The sequence below is a fragment of the Ruminococcus sp. XPD3002 genome, from assembly GCA_900119535.1.
Taxonomy (GTDB): Bacteria; Bacillota; Clostridia; order Oscillospirales; family Ruminococcaceae; genus Ruminococcus; species Ruminococcus flavefaciens_H.
In genome coordinates, this window is sequence record FPJT01000001.1 from 232,726 (window position 1) to 253,826 (window position 21,101).

The window sequence follows — 21,101 nt, forward strand, 5'->3', positions numbered from 1 at the left end:
ATATAAAAGCTGTCAGGAAAGGACAATTGAAATGCCTATAACAGAACTACTTGCAAGAAATGCAGAACTTTACGGAAATGACGTTGCTCTCGTTGAGGTCAACCCTGAGATAACAGAGATACGCCGTGTTACATGGAAGGAGTATGAGCTCATAGAGCCCGATCCCATGTGCCACTACCGCCGTGAGATAACATGGAAGGTCTTTGACGAAAAGGCTAACCGCTTCGCAAACCTTCTCCTCGAAAGAGGTGTAAAAAAAGGCGATAAAGTCGGAATACTCCTTATGAACTGCCTTGAATGGCTGCCTATATACTTCGGTATACTCAAAACAGGTGCACTCGCTGTACCGCTGAATTTCAGATATACTGCCGACGAGATAAAGTATTGTCTCGACCTTGCAGAAGTTGATATACTTATGTTCGGTCCCGAATTCATCGGCAGAGTCGAAGAAATTGCCGAGGAGATAAGCCGCAACCGCCTGCTGTTCTACGTAGGTGAGGGATGCCCGACTTTTGCTGAGCATTACGACAGCCACGTTGCGAACTGTTCAAGTGAAGCTCCCGATATAAAGCTCACCGATGAGGATAATGCTGCTATTTACTTCTCGTCAGGTACAACAGGCTTCCCGAAGGCTATACTCCACAACCATGAAAGCCTTGTACACTCGGCTAAATGTGAGCAGATGCACCACGGTCAGACTCGTGATGACGTGTTCCTCTGCATACCTCCGCTCTATCACACAGGCGCTAAGATGCACTGGTTCGGAAGCTTACAGTCAGGAAGCAAGGCTGTACTCCTTAAGGGAGTCAAGCCGAAGTCTATCATTGAGACAGTATCAAACGAGGGCTGCACTATAGTGTGGCTGCTTGTTCCGTGGGCTCAGGATATACTCGACGCTATCGACCGCGGCGACATCAATATGGATGATTACGACCTCTCACGCTGGAGACTCATGCACATCGGCGCTCAGCCTGTTCCGCCTTCGCTTATCGCTCGCTGGAAGGAGCATTTCCCGAATCATCAGTACGATACAAACTACGGACTCAGCGAGTCTATCGGTCCCGGCTGCGTACACCTCGGTGTTGAGAATATACATAAGGTCGGCGCTATCGGCAAGGCAGGCTACGGCTGGGAAGTAAAGATAGTCGATGAGAACGGCAAAACCGTTGAACGCGGTGAAGTCGGCGAACTCTGCGTAAAAGGTCCCGGAGTTATGACATGCTATTACCGCGACGAAAAGGCAACTGCCGAAACCCTTAAGGACGGCTGGCTCTTTACAGGTGACATGGCTCAGGAGGACGAGGACGGTTTCATCTACCTCGTTGACCGTAAAAAGGACGTTATCATCAGCGGCGGCGAGAACCTCTATCCCGTACAGATCGAGGACTTCCTCCGTTCACATCCTGCTGTCAAGGACGTTGCTGTTATCGGTCTTCCCGATAAGCGTCTCGGCGAGATCGCTGCTGCTGTAATTTCCATAAAGGAAGGTATGACCTGCACAGAAGAGGACATCAATAACTTCTGTCAGAAGCTTCCAAGATACAAGAGACCGCATAAGCTTATTTTTGCGGACGTTCCGAGAAATCCCACAGGTAAGATCGAGAAGCCGAAGCTTCGCCAGATCTACTGCGGCGAAAGTCTCGTTGCAAAGCAGATAAAGAACTGATAAAACTGTATCTGCCATAGCGGCGATGCTTACACAAATGCTTTTAAATGTATTATTGAGGGAAACTCTTTGAGTAAGGGTTTCCCTTAATCATTTTCAGCCTTACATGGTGCTCAAATATTACTTCCGATTCAGTAATATTATGAGGGAGTACCCTGTAAGGCTGAAAAAATTATGAGCAGATTGTCATGCCCTTTCCTTATCCACTTGTATATTATAACATTCAGAGAGAGTTTACCGGTTTTCTTCCTCTGCCATTCTTTCAAGAGCGCGGAAATCCACTTTTCCTACGGCTGTGACAGGGAAGTCATCTATCACGCTTGTCTTTCTCGGATGAGCGTAGGCGGCAAGTTTATCCTCGTATATCTTCATGACAGCATCCTCCTCCTTGCTCGTCCATTCAGAATCTGGAGTAAGCTTCACATAGGCTACAGGTACATAGCCTCTCAGCGGATCACTGCGCTTTACTACCGCACTTTTCTCAACAAAAGGAAGCGTATTTATCAACTCCTCGATACCATCAAGGATTATCTGTTCACCGCTCGATTTAATCATTCTGTCGACACGTCCGATTATCTCAACTCTGCCGTTCTTGCGTATCATGGCGTTATCGCCGGTGTGCAGCCAAAGTTTTCCGTCGGCATGACGTCGGAGAACATTCTTGTTGAGATCTGAGTCTTCATAACCCATCATTATCTGCGGTCCTGAGAGACAAAGCTCTCCGAGCTGTTCATATCCCAGTTCGTTTTCGGTTCCGGCACCGCATATCTTAACGCCCACACTGAAATTCGGTATGCCGTCAAAGATAACTCCGCCCGACTCGGTCATTCCATAACCGTCATGCACTTCTGCCTTGGAATTATGCGCCCTGAAGAACTCGGTTGTACGCTCTCTTTCTGTACTGTCGATCATTGCACCGCCTGACAGGATATACTTAACGTGTGAAAGATCAGCCTTCCTGAAACGGGGATTATTGCGGATAGCCGGGAACATATTGGGAACACCTCCGAAAAGGTTGTCCTTTGCCCGCAGGAAAAGCTTGTCAAGTCTCTCAAGATCAACTCTGAGGATCACGTCAAGCTCCACTCCGAGAGTAGCCGCAACGTGTGTGCCTATGATAAGTCCGAAGGTATGGTTCAGCGGAAGAAAGGCAGCTATCTTGTCTCCGCGTCTGAATGCGTATCTGTCGTTGTAGAACTGCTTTGAAGCGTATTCAAGATTCTCCTCTGAGAGCAGCACTCCCTTAGGTTTGATGGTTCCGCCGGTGAAAAGCTGTACCGCCGGATAGCTCTTGTCATAGGAAGTATCAACTTCGATATGCGGAGCCTTTCTCGCTTCATACACCTTGAAAGGTATCATATTCGCTGAATACTCAGGTATAGTTATTCCCTTCTTCGGAGCAATGAACTTTCTGAAGGCAAAAGCAGTAAGCTTAGGCATCGAATCAGATATGGATACAATGATCCTCTGTACATCTGCCGGGAAGATGTCCTTGAATCGGTCACATACGATATCTGACATGAATACTTTTGTAGAGGAAAAACCGGCAGCTCTGTTGCGCTCACAGATGTTACTGATCTTATCCTGCATATCCTCCTTTGTTGACATCGGGAATATTGGAGCTATCGTAGCTTTGAGTCTGAAGAGCGCATATACTATGATAATAGCTTCCGGAGTATTCGCAAATATGAGGGGCACACACATACCCTTGCGAATGCCGTCTGCATACATTACATCGGAAAGAGTTTCCACACGACGGAAGAATTCGCCGTAGGTGATCTTTTTGCCGAAGTACTCCATGGCATATTCATCATGCCAGTCCTGATTGGAAACGACTATTCTTTCATAGGGGGAAAGATCTTTGTCATTCCATCTGAGGTCTCCCTTGCGGTAATACTTCATCCATATCCTTTCCTCAGAGGGAAGACCTGATGGCTCTGTATCTTCGGGGATGACAGGCTCCCTGTTCTTCTCTATAACAGCGTTTATACAGTCAAGTATCTCCTTTGTGCTTTTTCCGAATGAACAGACGCTGTCAGTGAAGTGACCAAGGCTTTCGCAGATCTGCTCCGAGGGTGTTACGAATATATCTATATGATTACGGTCTGCCGCACCTGTTATATCATCCTTTCCTATACAGGCAAAACGGAAAGACGGTACTCCGTCCATACCGCACTTCCTGAGAAATCCTTTTTTGTACTTTCCTGATCCTTTCCTGTCAAGTCCTGAAGGAAAGAAGATGAACAATTCATTGCCGGAGCTCTCGAGAGTGGCAAATAGCTCCCTGATGACGGCAGTGTCATCTGAGGTCACATTTTCCGTGTCACTTACCAGTGAACGTAAATCAAAACCGATCTTCATTATATACTTTCCTTTTTCTCTATTGAAGCAAGGTACTCTTTATACTTTTCCCTTACCTCTTTCAATTCATTTGTTCTGTTTTTCTTTGTCAGATAATACTCAAAGTTTTCCATGCTGAGCTTTGCTACTGCGGCTTCTATTTCGCAGGTCTTTTCAGCTATATCATCTGTGGGCGATACATATATCAGCTCACCGAAACGCACCAGTCCACGGCTGCCGAAAGAATTGCAGGCAACCGGAAGTATGGCTGCTCTTGTTTTCTGTGCGAGTACTGCTGTACCTGCCTTGAAATGGTTCTGGAATTTTGCTCTGCCCTCGGGAGTCTTGTTCTTCCTTGTGCCCTCGGGAAATATGAGAGATATCCTGCCGTGTGCCATGTGTGAAGCCATCAGTTCGGCGGCGTTGTGCTTATCAGTCCGGTCATTGCGGTCGATGAATATGCAAAGACCGGTAGAGTCAAACAGTCTTCCGCGGAAGGTATCTGCTATCTCCTTTGCCGCATACCCAACGAATGGTCTGTTGCCGAATGCAAGTCCGAAGCGGTACTGGTCATAGCTGTTGCAGTGATTGCATATAACAATGAAGCCGTTCTGATAGGGGATGTTCTTTTTGCCGAAGGCCTTTACATGAAAAAACAGCTTTAAAGGAAGATTCAGCAGCCTGTAAATCCTGCGAAAGCGGTTCTCTCCTTTTTCAAGCTTTTCATGATCGAATGGTGTTTCCTGCAAATGCCGCTGATAGAGCCGGAAATAAATATTCTTCTCCTTATCGCTCAGTTCAGCTATCTGCTCACGTTCAAGCCTTGTCCAGCCTTTCTCAGAAGGGACAGGAAGTGTGGTCAGTATTTCCTTGACCTCATCCCAATTGTGAACGCGGGTAACGTTCTCATGAGAAATATCCTTGTTGTAGGGGGCATCGAACATGAGAACACGTATGCCGTTCTCTGCAAGGTACATCACATTATCCGGCCTGTCCTCTATCATGGCATCGACTCCGAGCTTGCGGCAGGCCAGAAGTTTGTCTCTCGGACTCTGTTTCTCGCTGCATATTTGCACCGAGCTGAAATTGAATTCACGTTTCTTCAGCCATCCTGTTAGCCAGCTGCGGGAAAGATATCCGAGGATCCCGCGGTAATCCGCAAACATGCGGGCTGTTATCAGGTGAAAGTCATACCCATTGCCGGAAAGCTCGTTGATCACGCTGAGAGCTTTCTCACGGGGCGGTTCTTTCTGACAGTAGCGGCGGAATATACCAACTGCTTTTGCATAACGCAAGACCACCGGGATATCGCTGATGTCATATACCTCGTCAACTCCGTAGGCATTCAGATCGACAGGCTCACGTTGGAAAACCTCTCTTCCTGCACGTACATTATGGGTATACAGATCAGTAAGAACTCCGTCGCAGTCGCATCCGATGATGAATCTGTACATTCTCGCTCTCCTTTTACTACACGATCTATGCTTCCGAATATAATAAACCTATATATGATCGGATAATTGCTAATATCTTTTAATATTGCTCCGCCAATTAACTCTTGAAGAATTATAGTGAAGGACAAGCAAGACAATTCAATAGTTAGTTGGTGGAGCAATAATACACTATGAACAAAGTTCGGGGCAATAACCGCCTTTAGACGGTTATTGAGTGCACATTAATTATAACATAAAAGAAAAAGTTTTTCAATACTATAGCCGCACTGAGAAAAATATTTTGTTCTTTAAAAAATAGTTGTTTTTCAGCCTGTCAAAAAAGTCCAGCTTTCGGCTGGACTTTTAGTGGCTTTTTTTACAGCACGCTGTGCAGGCAGTTCAATATGGTTTATCTGATGTTCCTATTAGTGATAAGTCATGGCTTTTATTGCAATAATCACCTGTTTATCGCACTTTTTGGCTGTTCGCAAGGTGCTGGGGGGAGGGGGATCCCGATAAATACATATAAATCTTCTGTATGAGTGAAGTACATAAAACGTTATTCGCTGAACTCGGAACGTTTTTCTCTTGACATGAGCTTATTTACTGCTGCTGCCGGAGGAGCTCCGTCATATACAACAGAGTACACCGATGATATGATAGGAAGCTCAACTCCGTAAAGTGCGGAAAGCTTCATAGCAGGCTTAAGAGCGTTTATTCCCTCAACTACCATACCTACTTCCTTTATTGCGCTTTCAGCTTCGTAGCCCTTGCCTATGAGAATACCTGCCTGATAATTTCTGCTGTGTACGCTGAGGGCGGTAACTATCAGGTCGCCCATTCCTGCGAGTCCGTAGAAGGTCTGCTCACAGCAGCCTATCTTCATGCCGAGGCGTCTTATTTCGGCAAGTCCTCTTGTTATCAGGGCAGCCTTTATGTTGTCGCCGAGGCCGAGTCCTTTAAGCATACCCGAAGCAAGAGCGATGATGTTCTTCAGAGCACCGCAAAGTTCAACTCCGTGGATATCGGGGTTAGTGTAAACTCTCATGCAGGTGTTCATGAACACATCCTGTATTGTCTCTGCGGTTTTAAGGTCGGGGCAGGCAGAAAGGATGGTAGTCGGCATATCGCGTATTACTTCTTCCGCGTGGGTAGGGCCTGAAAGAGCTGCTATCTTAATGGACTTCTCCTTTATTATGTCTCCAAGCTCGTCAGCTATTACTTCGGTCATAGTCATAAGGGTATCTTCTTCGATTCCCTTTGCAACGCTTACGATTATCTGACCGTTCTGAAGATGAGGTGCTGCAGTTTTTGCAGTCGAGCGGATATACACCGAAGGTACTGCGGCGATGAGAATGTCCTTCTCACTGCAGGCTTCAGCTATATCAGCAGTATATTTAATTGCCGCAGGAAGTACCACGTCCCTGAACTTAGGGTGAGTATGTGTGCTTTCGAGAGTATCGATCTCTTCCTTGAGAGCGGACCACACTGTAACGTAGTGACTGCTTTCGCTGAGCATTTTTGCAAGGGCAATGCCCCATGTTCCTGCGCCTAAAACTCCGATTTTCATAATTCTTCTCTCCTTTATCTGATTATTTCATCCTTTTATATCCTCCGCATCATCGTCCTCTTCTTCAGCAGGGGGAGCGTTGATACGGGTTTTTCTTTTTTCGAGATTGCTTATGATTATTTCTCTGTAGATATAATCCAGTATCGCTGCGGAAGGGATAGCAAGAAGGATACCTACGATGCCGTATATCCTGCCGCCTGCGATTATCATTATAAGGATCCACAGTCCGGGAACACCGAGGGTATTGCCGAAAAGTTTCGGCTTGATGACATATCCGTCCAGGAACTGAAGGACCAGCGTGAATACGATGAATATGAGTGCATGTACAGGCTGTACCATAAGAAGTATGAATCCTCCTATGACTGCACCTATCAGCGGACCGAATGTCGGTACGAGGTTGGTAACGCCTACTACCACAGAAACAAGACCTGCGTACTGCATACCTAATGCGGACATGAAAACAGCGTTGACAGTTCCCACGATGAGACCGTCGATGAGGTCGAAAATAACATAGCGGTTCAGTATCAGATTGCAGCGTGTCAGAAAGGTAGAGACTGTATTATAGCGTTCTGTACTGAGAAGTGCGTTGAGGAATCGCTTTGTGCCGGCTTTAAGCTTGTTCTTTGCCGCAAGGAGGTAGATAGAAAGCACGAATGCGATGAACCAGTTGATAACGCTTTTTCCTGCGGTAGTGGATATGTTGATTATTTTCGAGGAGTTGTCCATAATATAGTCAACAACGGTATTGATGATATTATCCGATGAAAGGACTATATTCTGCAGGCTTGGCGACTCGTGATCCTCCGGCATGAAGTCGTGGATAAGTCCCTGAAGCGTTGCCGCATATGAATCAAGGTTGTTGATAAATGTGGCGACGCTGTCGATAAGCTGAGGTATGAGGATACTCATTATGAATATCAGGAACATCAGTACCGTTACCACAGCAAAAACGATCGAAAGCGACCAGCCGAGGGATTCCTTCTTTATCTTTCTGAACAGTAACCGCTGATAGAGTTTTGCAAGCGGATTCATCAGATAAGCAAGAACGCATCCTCCTATGATAGTGGAGAAATAGTTCATGAACTGAGTTATACCGTTCCAGACGTCATTGATATTAGAAAGAATTATAAAGAAAGCGACGGTTATACAGCCTGCAAGTGTATTCGCGAACCATCGCTTTTGAATAAGTTCATTAAAACGTTTCATTTTATGTCAGTCCTTTGTATATCCTTATAATCAATTCTATCACAATTCAATTATTAAATCAAGTGGAAAAGAGATAAAAGAAAAGATTATTTACCTGTTTTTTATCAGATGCTTGTAAAAAAGCGAGATCCTACAAGATACACTTGTTTTTTCGGCTTGACAATAAAATACGGATATGTTACAATTATTATGCAGTTTCGCGCCACGCGGAATGAATTTTATTATAATACAGGGGATAATTATTATGATGAATATTGCAGTTGCACAGTCGGGCGGTCCGACATGTGCTATCAACGCCTCGCTTGTAGGCGTATTCAAGGAAGCACTGAAGGTAGCGGAGATCGACGCCATATTCGGTTCTATCAACGGTATCGAAGGTATCATTGAGAATCATCTGGTTGACCTTAAGTCTACGATCCTTACCAACAACGACATGGAGCTTCTCAGACAGACTCCCTCAACGGTACTCGGTTCATGCAGATACAAGCTGCCGGACTGGTCCGAGGACGAAGAGGTCTACAAGCGTATGCTTGAAACTCTGAAACAGCGCAATATCGGAGCGTTTCTGTATATCGGCGGTAACGATTCCATGGATACGGTAAATAAGCTCTCTGCATATTTTGCAAAGAACGATATCGATATCAAGGTCATAGGCATACCAAAGACCATTGACAATGATCTCTGCATCACAGATCATACTCCGGGATTCGGTTCTGCTGCAAAGTATGTTGCTACAACTATGCACGAGATAACCCGTGACAGTATCGTTTACAGTATACCGTCCGTAACCATAGTTGAGATAATGGGACGTCATGCAGGCTGGCTGACTGCTTCAAGTGCAGTCCTTCACGCTATGGGAGAATCTGCACCGCATCTGGTGTATGTTCCCGAAGTACCGTTCTCACTGGAAAACTTCCTGAAGGATGTACGTCAGGAGATGTCCAAGCATAAGGCTGTTATAATAGCAGTTTCAGAGGGAATAGAAGTACCTGAGGGTGTACAGTCAGGAGTTGTGGACAATTTCGGACATAAATATCTTTCGGGAATCGGAAAATATCTTGAGGACGTTGTACGCAGTGAGATAGGCTGCAAGGTCCGTTCCATAGAGCTTAATGTAATGCAGCGCTGTTCATCTCATCTTGGTTCAAAGACCGATATTGATGAGGCAGAGGCTGTAGGTGCAGCAGGAGTTCGCTGTGCCCTTGAAGGCGAAACAGGCAAGGTAATGGTTTTCCGCCGTATAGAAGACATACCTTACACAGTTGTCATCGAAGCTGCAGATGCAGGAGATATCGCTAATAACGAGAAGTTCCTGCCAAAGAAATACATCAATTCAGCAGGAAACAATATCAGGAAATTCGCACTGAATTACTTCCTGCCGCTCATACAGGGCGATCTGAATCTCATTACCGAAAACGGCATACCTAAACACTTCACTCTGCACGAATCGGTATTGAAATAAAAGGAGGAAATATAACATGAGCAGGATACTACTCGCAGGCGGTGCTGGCTATATAGGTTCACATACCGCCGTAGAGCTTTTAGAGGCAGGCTATGAGGTAATCATAGCAGATAACTACTCTAACAGCTGTCCCGAAGCAGTAAAACGTATCGAGGAGATAACAGGCAAGTCCGTAAAGGCATATGAGCTGGATATAAAGGACACCGAAAAACTCGAGAACGTTTTCAAGGAGAATAAGATAGACGCTGTTATTCACTTTGCAGGTCTTAAGGCTGTAGGTGAATCCGTTGCAAAGCCTGTTCTCTACTACAGGAACAATATCGATACCACACTTTCTCTTCTTGAATGTATGGAGAAGTATGGCGTTAACAATATCATATTCTCATCAAGTGCAACTGTTTACGGCGAGGAGAATCCTGTACCATATACAGAGGAAATGAACCGCGGTACATGTACTAATCCTTACGGATGGACTAAGGTAATGATGGAGCAGATACTTGAGGATGCCGCAAAGGCAAATAAGGATCTCTCCGTTGTACTGCTCAGATACTTCAATCCTATCGGCGCACACGTATCAGGCAAAATAGGCGAGGATCCTCAGGGAATACCTAACAACCTCATGCCGTATGTTGCACAGGTCGCAGTAGGACGCCGTGAGCAGCTTACCATTTTCGGAAAGGACTATGATACTCCCGACGGTACATGCCGCCGTGACTATATCCATGTTACCGATCTTGCGATCGGTCACGTTAAGGCGATCGACTATGTTCTGGAACATAAGGGCGTTGAGATATTCAACCTCGGAACAGGTACACCTTACAGCGTTACTGAGATAGTAGAGACCTTCGAGAAGGTAAATGATATAAAGATCAATCACGTTTACGGTGCAAGACGTCCGGGCGATCTTCCCGAGAGCTACGCAAATGCGGACAAGGCACTGAAGGTCCTCGGCTGGAAGACAGAGAGAACTCTTGCAGATATGTGCCGTGATACATGGAACTGGCAGAAGAATAATCCTAACGGATACAATAAGTAAGGTGTGCTCATTGGCCGTCCTTTTTCGGTTGTTGACACGGCATTGAATAGCATTGAATCGCCCCGAAGTCAGTGTTTACACTGATCCCGGGGCGTTTTTGTGTCAGCAAATACTCATTTTCTGTCACCTGATATGAAGTCGTTTATCCCAGCGAACAAGGTCATGGCTACCTTCTGGCGGTATTCCTCGGTATTCAGCATAGCCGCCTCATCGGGGTTCGATAAGAATCCGCATTCTGCCATGACAGTCGGATTTTTGCTGTAGTAGCAGAGAAACAGTTCCTTGCCGCACAGCTTTATCTCACGCTGATTATCAGGCTGTAACAGTTCGGCGAACCTGCTTTGAAGTGAACGTGCAAGTGCTTCGTTCTTTTTGTTAGTTCCCGAATAGAACATCTGCGCTCCGCTGTAGATCGGATCCGTGAACTGATTCTGATGTATCGATACGCATATCGCATCGGAACGGCTGTTGAACAGCGCAAGCCTGTTATCCATGTCCGAGCTTTTCTGGGCTGCGATACCTTCAATGCCGTCGTCATGTATCGAGCGGTCGCTGTCCCTTGTAACTTCAACTGTATAGCCTGATATGGTCAGCATATCCCGCAGTCTCAGCAGGATATCGAGGTTTATCCCTTTTTCGGGGACTCCCTCTGCTGAAGTGCATCCACCGTCGATGCCGCCATGTGGCGAGTCAACTAAAACCAAGTCGCATTTTTGGCTTAAAATAGTCTTTTGTTGATTTGTTCATACACTTAATATCCTTTCAAAAATTCAATGGTAGTACCATTATAGCATTATTTCAGCGTGATTACAAGACTTTGAACAAAAATGAGTACGCCCAGAACAGTAGTGATATAGAAGTTTTTTCTCCATTAATTCAGGCCGCAAAAAAATAGACATTATGAGCATATCATAAGTGGTCTGCTTGCTCTGTATGATGATCTTACGCCTGCGTTCAAGGGCAGCTCTCACAGTCTTGTCAGCATTGTCGATCTTAGCTTTGGTTGTCGTTCAAATTTCCATGCATTCAATTCATTACATGTTTTAGTTTGGATTTTTAGGACAACACCTGATGATTATATTATAGCGCGCAATAAAGCTGTTTGTCCAGATGTATTGCGCACGAACTTTCTGTTTCGTTAGAGTTTTACGTTCGACAGATCGTTATGGGGAAATAATAAAGCTGCGGAGCGGAAATATATTCCGCTTCACAGCTTTTGTGTCGTACAGACATTGTGTATTATTCGATTGGAAGCTGAGGTTTCTTAGGGTTGAACGGATGAGCTTTTTCATAATCGGCAGCGGCGGAAGATAATTCTTCAACACTCGCCTTGTCGAAATATTCTCTGCGCCATTTTGTGTAATCAAATCGTTCACTCAGGATATAGGATATGAAACGCTCAGTTTCAATCGTACCGAGATGTTCAAACAGGCAGCCATATCCACGCTCAACGATCTCAGCTGTAGTAATGTTATTATTCATCATCTTCAGTCCCTCCTAATATCATAATAAATTCGGTCGGGTTGACAACTTTGATCTTATCGCTCTTATACTTCAAGAGACGGTCGTCGGTAGTCAGCATATAATCGCAGTGTGCAAGGATAGCGCAAGCGGTATGCAGGGCATCAGCAGATTTAACACCAGTAGCCATGATCTCATTTGCGATCACATCTGCCTTTTCACGCCATTCACTGCTGACATAAACAGATGAATAGCTTTCCATGAATGAAGTGATAGCGTTACGCTTTTCTTCAATGCGGTTCTTTGAATTTTCAAAAGTGAGCATAAACGAAGTTACAAGCTCCAGCTCATCGTTACGTATCATGCTCTGTATATGCATCTTCGCTTGTGCTTCAAGTGATATGCGAAGCTGTGACTGATCGTCATAGGGACGATTGTAGCAACAGTTATCAAGGTAAATCCGCATAGTTATCATCTCCATTCTCCAACAATATTATACCATAGCAGAGTAAAAAAGTCAATGACAATTTAGTCGTATTTCAAGGAATATGCTTGCACTTTCCACAAGTCAGCACCGCCGTAAACTGTTCGCATTATGAATAGAAATCCAGTGTTGAATTTAGGCATAAGGGGGGTACCGGCATGAACAAAGTGTAAATTACTCGGAAAATCATTAGCAAATCCTCAAATTTCACGGTAGATAAGCAGAGGGAGATTTTCACCAGAATGCTGCTCATCCAGTACGATAACTGCTCCGTACCAGTTTACTATTTAAAGTGTGATGATATAGAGAGAATCACGCAGTTTTTTACCCTCAAAAAACTGCTCGAAAATGGATTGTCTAAGTTATCCAATCTCGGCTCTTTTTCTTGAAAAGTGGGATACAAGCTGAGAGTACGCCCGATGCGGGCGTACTCCTATAGCTTCCAGTGTATATTTATCTCACGACCGCCGTTTTCATCGGTCATACCTATTTCAATGAAGTCGATGAACTCATCGGCGACAGAACGGTCGAGCTTGTCGAAGTGAGTATACTTTTCAATGATAGCCTTCTGACTCTCAGCGCTCTCCTGACGCTTACGGCAGTCCTCTATCTGACCTTTGACTTCCGTTATCTGCTCCGAAAGAACTGTTTCCTCATGGCTGAGATTCTGACGAAACAGAGAGTAGTCCTCATCTGAAATAATTCCGTCCAGCTTATCCTTGTACATCTTCACAAGACGTTCTTTGGCAGAACTATGCCTGTCCTCAAGGGTGGAGAGCCTGAGTTCAAGCTCCATGAGCTGTTTGGAGTGAATATCCGTTAGCTGTATCGCATCAGCCTGACAGTAGTTCGCAATGATAGCGTTCAGCTCTGTCAGGATATGCTTTTCGAGGATAAGACCGCTGATGCTCGATTTGTTGGGACAGTTCATGGGACCTGTCTTGTAGGTCGCACACTGGAGTCCGTAATACTTGATAGTCTTAGTCTTGTTGTAGTAAACGTTCCGCTTCATGGGACGTCCGCAGCAAGCGCATTTAACCTTGCCGGACAGGGGAGAGAGCTCCTGTGAACGTTTGCCGACTCTTGTATGACTGTTCAGCCTTTCCTGTGAACGTTCCCAGGTATCAGCATCAATAATAGCTTCGTGAGCGTTGGGGATACGCACCCAGTCGGCCTTATCCACCTTTTTCCGCTTTTTATTTTTGTAGCTGATGTGGTGACTTTTCCCCTGCACAAGTGTACCTGTGTACATTTCGTTGGCAAGGATCCTTGCAACAGTAGACTGAGTCCACATTCCCTTTGAACTGCTTGAATCTGCGTTGCTGTTGACATATTTTGAACCCTTCTGACGCTTGTACTCTGACGGACTGACTATTCCCTCATCGTTGAGACGTTGAACTATTTTGCGGTAGCCCTCTCCGTTTACGTACATATTGAAGATCGTGCGGACAACAGGAGCCGTTTCCTTGTCGATAACAAGGTGATGCTTATCCTCAGTGTCGATCATATAACCATAAGGCGCAAACGAACCGATGAACTGTCCCTGTTCACGCTTGAATGCAAGAGTACGCCTTATCTTAGCCGAAATGTCCTTGACGTACATTTCGTTGTAGGCGCTTGTGAACAGGCGCATCGTTGAGTAGCTCTCGCTGTCCGAGTCAGCGTTGTCCGCAACGCCGATGAAGCGTATTCCCCATTCAAGAAACTTGTCGTTTATGTACTGCTCTATCACCACTGTGTCACGCGAAAAACGGGACTGATCCTTGCAGAGAACGATATCGATCCGACCTGCCTCGCAGTCACGCAGTAGGCGGTTGAATTCGGGACGGCTTCGGTCAATACCGCTGTAGCCGTCGTCAACGTAGATGTCGTACACTGCCCAGTCACGCTCACGGCAGTAGTCCCTGAGCATTGCCTTCTGATTCTGTATGCTTTCGCTTACATCATCTCCGACCTTGTCCCTGTCCTCTATAGACAGACGGCAGTATATCGCCACTTCAGGCATTGACCTCACCTCCCTTCAAATCATTTTCCTATGGTCAGCCTTATTTTTTGATCTTAATGTTTATCAGCTTTTCTACCTTCTCGGTAACTGCCTTGCGCAGATGCTCGGTATCAGCTGATTTGAACGTGTTTTTTGTATGTATCATATCTTTCATAGTGCTTACTCCTTTCCTTGAATATTATGCTGTCAGGGTTCAGTGTATTACTGCTTGACCGATTATGAATTTTGAGCTATAATGTTATGTAACAGATGAGTCCGATCAATCGGTATTTGGAGTTCCTTCTTCTTTTTTGATATATTCATCGGCTGGGAAAGGATAAATATGACCGCTGATCGTAGTTTGTAAATTACGTCCCTCTTCCTTATTAAAGAGACTGCCTTTGATGATCGCATCACCGCGGTTCATAGAGTCAAAGCGAGCCATATCAGCCTTATTCCAGCGAAGCTCCGCTGCGACCAGATTAGCACTGTCCTGTGTCGGACGATGATGTATCTGCATTCCAGCCTTACCGAGAGCAGAGCCTATCTCTGTGCTGCGGGCGTAAAAATCCTGTGTAGCAGCTACGATAGAAAGATGATGCTTGCGCCCCTCTTTCAATATCTTACGGATAGGACTCGAAGCCGAAAGATTATGATTCTGAACTTCATCAATGAAAATGGATAACGGACGCTGAGGATTTTCACGCTTGTAATTGAACAGACCTGCAAGCAGTGCGTCCACGATCTGATTTCCGTTCCCTGAGAAGCCCTCGTTGATCTGAACTACATGTATTCTATGTTCACCGCTGAAGAAATCTTTCCAGGTTCCCTGCGTAAGACCGTACAACTGAATATCCTCAATGAAGGGTTCTAAACGATTACGAAGGCTCTCATATGTAGCTCCTTCCTTATTAAGGGCTCTCAACAGATTATCTGGAGATATGGACTTGTCTGGATCAGGCTTTTCGAGCTGTTCTGATACAACTGAACGGAGAGCGTTTGTCTGCGGGACTGACAATTCTCCGACACCAGCTACAATAATACCTGTTACCTCCCTTTTCTGTGTGGGCAAGCTTGCTGCGCGATCAGTGTTGAAAATATCAATATTTAAGGTTCCATCATCAAGGCTATGGAAAATGACATTCTTGTCCACAAACTCCTTTGAAAGGTTAGCGCACAAGGCTTCATAAGTGGCTGAATCGCTTGTGTCGAAGACTAATATGTCGTATCCGAGAGCGAAACGACCTCCCATGATTTGCTGTTCGGTGAAGCTTTTGCCCTCACCTGCCTGACCATATATAGCGATACTTTCATTTTCAATATTATCGTAGCAGAAGAGCTTGCCGGCAAATTTGCCGCTTTGGTCACATATAATTGGCAAGAAGCCGGGCATCTGTATTTCCTCTTGTGTGAGCAGAAACGCAGCTTTTTCCGGATTCTGAAGCATGTAGAGTACATCCTCGTCGAGGATATCCGCAGGGAAATCGTAGAAGTAAAGGCGTTGGTATTTGCCTGTACTGTCGTGTGAATCGAACGGATGCGTATTTCCGTCAGTGCAAATAAGATCGCCGTCGGTTCGGAAGGCGTTTATCACACTTTCACTGCTTTTAATACTGGGCATCTCCTGCACTACGTTGTCTATCATCGAAGAACTGGTCAGCAGACGATCGCCTGAAATAACAGCTGTTATTCCGTCATCGTCCAAGCGGAGATTACGCACCTTTTTTACGGCGGTAAAGACTTTTGATCTGAATTTTTCACTGAGTTTAGCATTAAACTCTGTCTTTATAATTGTATTTGCGTTCATAACCATTTCTCCTTTATTGCTAATTGTTTTATTATAGTACAAAAGTAAGTCCGTGTTTAATCGCTTTATTCCTATGAAGTTATCCAAAAAAGCATCAATAGTAAGCATTGCTGTGAGTGTATCGAGACTTGAACCTGATACCTCTCTTGATAATTCCTGACGGAACATGGAGGCATTTTGAGTGAAAAATGTTTGCGCCTTCATCGGATCGGAAAATGCTTTTTGGTACACAAGAGCAGTCATTTCATCGGCTATGCTCTCGAGCTTCTCTGCTGTACAGTCAAGCTCAATGCCCTCTGTGTCTATGACGATAGCATTTTCCGGAGCAAGCTTTGAAGCGGTATATCCGGCATTCTTTGAGAGTATCATCGATATGTTCCTGCCAGAGTTATTCTTCTGAGCACATCGGATCATTGTCTTGACTCCGTTGATTATTTTGTTTTTCTCATCGGCAAAGGAATTATCCTTTACTAAGAATACGCCGTCATACACTTCGGAATGAGCCTGCTCGATCGAATCAGGAGACGATATCAATGTTGGAAGTGGGTGTTTGTGAAAATTGTTGGTCGAGAGCATCGGTATCAGTTTTTCTTCCGTTAAGCCTATTTCTGTATTTGAAGGCTTGATACACAGAAAGTCCATGATGATAATACCTGCATGTTTCAGAAAATACTGCATTACCCCCATAATGTACCAGTTGCTCAGAAAGCATAGTACAGGATGCTGACAGAGGGTTTTTCTCCAGTTTTCTATTACTTGCTCCTCAGATACAAAGCCTACTAAAGGCTTGCGTTTGAGAACTCCGGGAGATATGTATTTTTCAACCTCCTTTATGAATCCGGGGTTACAGGCAAAGCTGATAACTCTATTCTCAAATTCACATATTCCTTGGTGTGGGAAAAGTTTCTGTTTCTGACAGGGGGCTGTTTTAATTGCGAAACCTATCAAAGCATTAAGTTCGGATTTGGAACAACCCGGCAAGCGTATAATACCTTCAAAATGTTTATCGAATTTTCCGGCATTATAATCCTCACCCGGAATAATGGTAACGTAATTGACTTTTCGCGTATAATAATGCAAAATTGCAAATGCAATTTCACCTGAGTCATTGTAATTCTCAACCACATTACCAATGCTGAAACCGTTAGTTAATCTTTTTATCTTGACTTTACCCTTGCTGTTTATGAATTCGATCTCCATTGTGTCGTCGACGGAGTTACGTTTGTAGGATGTGTTGTTGACAGTTACATCCAACTGCTGTGGGGTGTATCCGGTGGTCGGACTGCCGTAGGGATAACCGTAAAGAGTGGGGGCAGACATGTTAACCGCATTCCAGTCGGGAAAGCGTCCCTTAGTTAATTCATCAAACATAATTATTTCTCCTTTTAACTTAGTGAAAAAAGATTCTGATTTTTCTGAAGTGTAGGTCAGTCGAACGAGCTGTAATCAGAACTTTTGAAAATCCCGGGTTTTTCATAAGTTTTTTTGAAGTTCAATGTTTTCTGACCTACGATTGCAGAAATCTTAAAGAGTTTCTTATGTATTTCTGCTATGATTTCATTCTAACATAATACAGCCTATAATACGAGGAATCGTTTTTAGGCATTTCTATTCCTAAGATAATTTGACAAGAGGTGTAAAATATATGAGCGAAGAATATATTACTTTACAAGAGCTAAGCGAAGAAATATATAAAGAGCAAATCTCAGATAAGCAAACAATGAATGAGAGTTTTAGAAGAAGTATTAGTAACAAATATAATTTTCTGGTGAATCGTATTGTCATGCGTAGCAAACTTGATTGGCGATATAAGAATAAGGATAGGATACCTTTACGAGATAAAAGCATTGTTAAAGCGCTGCTTATAAAGTCATATTTACCAAAACCAGATACTGATGACGAGCTCTTTGTAAAATGGTTTAATAATAGCATAGAAGAAACAGACTTTGAAACGATAATAAACCTGGGTTTCCGTGTTGAAAGCCTAATCAAAGACGAAGTCGCTTATGATGATTGGGATCTGGACGATGTTACTATAGACGAGTGGGTAAATGCAATACATTCATCTATTAATTTTTCCAGGGCGTTAAGCGTAAAGGAATTCGCCTATGAAATGATACAGCTATATGATGCTTCCAATGTTCTTAACCATGATATCCCATTTGGAGATCTTATAAGAGGAAATGAATATGGGCAGCGTTCGTATATATGGAAAGGACTTCATCCCAGTATTGATACTTCCTTGCCTCTTAATGAAGTATTAAAGGGCTGCTTTTCTCAAGAAGACTATGCTAACATTGTTATGCAATTTATGCATGTTATATTGCAGGATTCCCAAGATAAAACTATTGATTTCATAAAAGCGTATGCAGAACTCAAAAAGAAGACGGGTTACTCATGTGCTGATGAAATGTTAGACAAAGAATCCTTAGCTTCTGAATATACTAAATTTTTCCAGAACATTTACGATTATCTGTATGACAGACCTGAACTGACAAAGGATATTGAGAATGAGATAGGAACTGAGAATCTGCTTAATTTCTTTAAGATGAAGGACAGGAATGCTAAAAATCCCAAAAAGGCGAATAAGGATAAGTAAGATTTTTCTGAGAATGGATACACTATTTAATTCAAATATGTATGACATCAGCAGCACTTGATTTCTTTCTGAGATAATGGTATAATAATCGAAAAGCACACAGGAGGTGAGAGCAATGAAGTACACTCTTATGCACAAGAACATTGCAGTTGCAGACGTTGAGATAGACGAAGACCTGGGCGTTATAACAAGCATTGATAATATATCAGCTAAGAAGCATCTGCCCGTGGGAGTTGTTCATCAGCTCCGCCGCGAAAAGACAGTTGACAGATACGCCATGAATCACTGGTGGGCAGGACGTTCTATTCCTGCAAGTAGAATGGGTGTTGCTGATGCTCTTGAAACACTCGGAGTATACAGTTCCATGCAGCTGCTTACTAAGTGTCTTGGACTCAGTCTTTCCGATCACTACTGGCTCAGACCTTATGACAGCAACATCACATGGGAAGCAGTCAACTTTTTCGATAACGACTTCTCCGACGATATAGGAGACGTGCTGTTTGGTACTAATACTAAAAATGATGGTTTCGACTTCGTATCACCTGATAACACATCTGACGGTAACTTGAAGAAGCGTTGGAAAATCATTGACGGAAAGCGCTGCCTGGTGAAATCCGGTTCTGATCCATACAGTCAGCAGCCGTTCAATGAAGTCATTGCTGCTATTATAATGAAGCGGCTCGGTATAGATCATGTATCGTACTTATTAACGTGGCTGAACGATAAGCCATACAGCGTGTGCGAGGATTTCATTACAAAGGACACTGAGCTTATCAGTGCATGGAGAGTATTGCAGCTTCGTCCTAAAGCAAACCACGAAAATGAGTATCTTCACTATGTAAATATCTGCAAAGAGTTAGGCGTTGATATCGTACCTGCCATTGACCGCATGATAGTTCTTGACTATATCATTGCCAACGAGGACAGGCACTTCAACAACTTCGGACTTCTCCGTGATGCAAATACCCTTGAATGGATAGGCGCTGCACCGATATTCGACAGCGGTACTTCTCTCTGGTATAACAAGTCAGCTTCACGTTTTATATCCAGTGATATCATCTGCAAGCCGTTCAAAAAGACTCACGGTGAACAGCTCAAGCTTGTTTCATCATACGACTGGTTTGACATCTCAAAGCTTGACGGTATCGAAGGTGAGATATTGAATGTGTTGTGCGAGGATAAGGCTGTACGCTATGTTGAAGCTGAACGTGCTAAAGCTATAGCTGCTGAGGTGAGAAAACGTGTAGATGCACTTGAAAATATCGTTTCAAATTGTTCAGCATATGATGTATCGTCAAATGACGGTGATGTCGAAGGAAACACCGCTGCAAGTTATAACTAATTAAGAACAGCCTGCCCCCATGAAGGGGCAAGCCTATACTTACTTCTGATTTTTATTGTAAAGCCTGTAGTAGCATGAACGGGAGATACCAAGCTCCCGCATAGCTTCTACAGGCTTTTTGTTTCCGCAGCGGACTTCCGCCAGTACCTCACGCCAGTTATCAGGCAGCGGCTTTGACGGACGTCCAAAGCGGACGTTTTTCTTTTTGGCAGCTTCTATGCCTTCACGCTGCCGGGCACGTATTTTCTTACGCTCATTCTCTGCTATAGCACCGAGGACTTCGATGAGAATAGCGTTTATCATTTCGAGTACCCATGCCTGATCCGGCGGAAAGTCTGTAAGCGTTGTCGGTATATCAAGTATCTTCACCCTGACTCCCATTTCCTTGAACTGTTCAAGCTCACGCTTGATGTCGGACTTGTTTCTGCTGAGCCTGTCCAGTTCCTTGATAACAAGTGTATCGCCTTTGCGGAGTATCTGACGTTTGAGGTATTGATAGCCTTCACGCTCCGTGTCCTTACCCGAAGCCTTGTCAATTATAATGTTCTGCTCAGGCACTCCAAACTTAGTCAGAGCTTCAAGCTGCCTGTCCTCGTTCTGCCCGGTGGTTGATACTCGAACGTATCCGTAGATTCGGTTATCCATAATGCTCCTTTCTGTCCCAAAAAGTGGTGGTGACTTTCGGAACGTCTCAAAAGTCAAAAACGGACT

General features: G+C 44.3%; 15 protein-coding genes. 5 read left to right on the plus strand and 10 right to left on the minus strand.

What is annotated here, in order from left to right; all coding sequences use genetic code 11:
- Window positions 1-31 precede the first annotated feature (31 nt).
- Window positions 32-1,666: a class I adenylate-forming enzyme family protein gene (locus BT127_RS00935; protein WP_075423149.1), complete on the plus strand. Its 1,635-nt coding sequence runs from the start codon at window positions 32-34 to the stop codon at window positions 1,664-1,666.
- Window positions 1,667-1,900: 234 nt separating this feature from the next.
- Here the strand turns inward: BT127_RS00935 and BT127_RS00940 are convergent, their stop codons facing one another.
- The 4 genes from BT127_RS00940 to BT127_RS00955 form a co-directional block, all read right to left on the minus strand.
- Window positions 1,901-4,027 (minus strand): class I adenylate-forming enzyme family protein, encoded by a 2,127-nt coding sequence (locus BT127_RS00940; RefSeq protein ID WP_075423150.1) that lies wholly within the window; start codon window positions 4,025-4,027, stop codon window positions 1,901-1,903.
- Window positions 4,027-5,460 (minus strand): 5' nucleotidase, NT5C type, encoded by a 1,434-nt coding sequence (locus tag BT127_RS00945; protein WP_075423151.1) that lies wholly within the window; start codon window positions 5,458-5,460, stop codon window positions 4,027-4,029. Before BT127_RS00945 ends, BT127_RS00940 begins: the two co-directional genes overlap by 1 nt.
- A 538-nt stretch (window positions 5,461-5,998) precedes the next feature.
- Window positions 5,999-7,009, minus strand: coding sequence for an NAD(P)H-dependent glycerol-3-phosphate dehydrogenase (locus BT127_RS00950; RefSeq protein WP_207647495.1), 1,011 nt, complete (start codon window positions 7,007-7,009; stop codon window positions 5,999-6,001).
- Between the two features lie 27 nt (window positions 7,010-7,036).
- Window positions 7,037-8,215, minus strand: coding sequence for an AI-2E family transporter (locus tag BT127_RS00955; protein WP_075423153.1), 1,179 nt, complete (start codon window positions 8,213-8,215; stop codon window positions 7,037-7,039).
- Window positions 8,216-8,462: 247 nt separating this feature from the next.
- Here BT127_RS00955 and BT127_RS00960 point away from each other — a divergent pair, with 247 nt between their 5' ends.
- Together BT127_RS00960 and galE are read left to right on the plus strand one after the other, a co-directional pair.
- Complete coding sequence (locus BT127_RS00960) at window positions 8,463-9,677, plus strand: 6-phosphofructokinase (protein WP_075423257.1); 1,215 nt, start codon at window positions 8,463-8,465, stop codon at window positions 9,675-9,677.
- A gap of 16 nt (window positions 9,678-9,693) precedes the next feature.
- Entirely contained in the window at window positions 9,694-10,713 is a 1,020-nt protein-coding gene (gene galE / locus BT127_RS00965) for a UDP-glucose 4-epimerase GalE (protein ID WP_075423154.1), read from the plus strand.
- A 113-nt stretch (window positions 10,714-10,826) separates the two neighbouring features.
- On the opposite strand, the gene BT127_RS00970 is transcribed toward galE, so the two are convergent.
- The 5 genes from BT127_RS00970 to BT127_RS00990 all read right to left on the minus strand — a co-directional run bounded on the left by BT127_RS00970 (window position 10,827) and on the right by BT127_RS00990 (window position 17,820).
- Entirely contained in the window at window positions 10,827-11,417 is a 591-nt protein-coding gene (locus BT127_RS00970) for an N-acetylmuramoyl-L-alanine amidase (RefSeq protein ID WP_318257082.1), read from the minus strand.
- Window positions 11,418-11,952: 535 nt separating this feature from the next.
- Complete coding sequence (locus BT127_RS00975) at window positions 11,953-12,198, minus strand: hypothetical protein (protein ID WP_075423155.1); 246 nt, start codon at window positions 12,196-12,198, stop codon at window positions 11,953-11,955.
- Entirely contained in the window at window positions 12,188-12,640 is a 453-nt protein-coding gene (locus BT127_RS00980) for a hypothetical protein (protein ID WP_207647496.1), read from the minus strand. Before BT127_RS00980 ends, BT127_RS00975 begins: the two co-directional genes overlap by 11 nt.
- 451 nt (window positions 12,641-13,091) lie before the next feature.
- Window positions 13,092-14,663: a recombinase family protein gene (locus BT127_RS00985; protein WP_075423157.1), complete on the minus strand. Its 1,572-nt coding sequence runs from the start codon at window positions 14,661-14,663 to the stop codon at window positions 13,092-13,094.
- Window positions 14,664-14,922: 259 nt separating this feature from the next.
- Window positions 14,923-17,820 (minus strand): ATP-binding protein, encoded by a 2,898-nt coding sequence (locus BT127_RS00990; RefSeq protein WP_075423158.1) that lies wholly within the window; start codon window positions 17,818-17,820, stop codon window positions 14,923-14,925.
- Window positions 17,821-18,094: 274 nt separating this feature from the next.
- Here BT127_RS00990 and BT127_RS00995 point away from each other — a divergent pair, with 274 nt between their 5' ends.
- Both BT127_RS00995 and BT127_RS01000 read left to right on the plus strand, forming a co-directional pair.
- Window positions 18,095-19,048 carry a hypothetical protein gene (locus BT127_RS00995; protein ID WP_075423159.1) on the plus strand — a complete coding sequence of 318 codons (954 nt, stop codon included), beginning with the start codon at window positions 18,095-18,097 and terminating at the stop codon, window positions 19,046-19,048.
- A gap of 115 nt (window positions 19,049-19,163) precedes the next feature.
- The gene (locus BT127_RS01000; RefSeq protein ID WP_075423160.1) at window positions 19,164-20,390 is read left to right on the plus strand and encodes a HipA domain-containing protein; all 1,227 of its coding nucleotides are present in this window, start codon (window positions 19,164-19,166) and stop codon (window positions 20,388-20,390) included.
- Between the two features lie 39 nt (window positions 20,391-20,429).
- On the opposite strand, the gene BT127_RS01005 is transcribed toward BT127_RS01000, so the two are convergent.
- On the minus strand, window positions 20,430-21,035 hold the full coding sequence (locus BT127_RS01005) for a recombinase family protein (protein ID WP_075423161.1): 606 nt from the start codon (window positions 21,033-21,035) through the stop codon (window positions 20,430-20,432).
- Between the last annotated feature and the right edge of the window lie 66 nt (window positions 21,036-21,101).

Coding starts and splice junctions, on each gene's coding strand:
- galE (WP_075423154.1), top strand. CDS start 9,694: ATGAGCAGGATACTACTCGCAGGCGGTGCTGGCTATATAGGTTCACAT.
- BT127_RS00980 (WP_207647496.1), bottom strand. CDS start 12,640: ATGCGGATTTACCTTGATAACTGTTGCTACAATCGTCCCTATGACGAT.
- BT127_RS00935 (WP_075423149.1), top strand. CDS start 32: ATGCCTATAACAGAACTACTTGCAAGAAATGCAGAACTTTACGGAAAT.
- BT127_RS01000 (WP_075423160.1), top strand. CDS start 19,164: ATGAAGTACACTCTTATGCACAAGAACATTGCAGTTGCAGACGTTGAG.
- BT127_RS01005 (WP_075423161.1), bottom strand. CDS start 21,035: ATGGATAACCGAATCTACGGATACGTTCGAGTATCAACCACCGGGCAG.
- BT127_RS00990 (WP_075423158.1), bottom strand. CDS start 17,820: ATGTTTGATGAATTAACTAAGGGACGCTTTCCCGACTGGAATGCGGTT.
- BT127_RS00960 (WP_075423257.1), top strand. CDS start 8,463: ATGAATATTGCAGTTGCACAGTCGGGCGGTCCGACATGTGCTATCAAC.
- BT127_RS00985 (WP_075423157.1), bottom strand. CDS start 14,663: ATGCCTGAAGTGGCGATATACTGCCGTCTGTCTATAGAGGACAGGGAC.
- BT127_RS00975 (WP_075423155.1), bottom strand. CDS start 12,198: ATGATGAATAATAACATTACTACAGCTGAGATCGTTGAGCGTGGATAT.
- BT127_RS00945 (WP_075423151.1), bottom strand. CDS start 5,460: ATGTACAGATTCATCATCGGATGCGACTGCGACGGAGTTCTTACTGAT.
- BT127_RS00955 (WP_075423153.1), bottom strand. CDS start 8,215: ATGAAACGTTTTAATGAACTTATTCAAAAGCGATGGTTCGCGAATACA.
- BT127_RS00940 (WP_075423150.1), bottom strand. CDS start 4,027: ATGAAGATCGGTTTTGATTTACGTTCACTGGTAAGTGACACGGAAAAT.
- BT127_RS00995 (WP_075423159.1), top strand. CDS start 18,095: ATGAGCGAAGAATATATTACTTTACAAGAGCTAAGCGAAGAAATATAT.
- BT127_RS00950 (WP_207647495.1), bottom strand. CDS start 7,009: ATGAAAATCGGAGTTTTAGGCGCAGGAACATGGGGCATTGCCCTTGCA.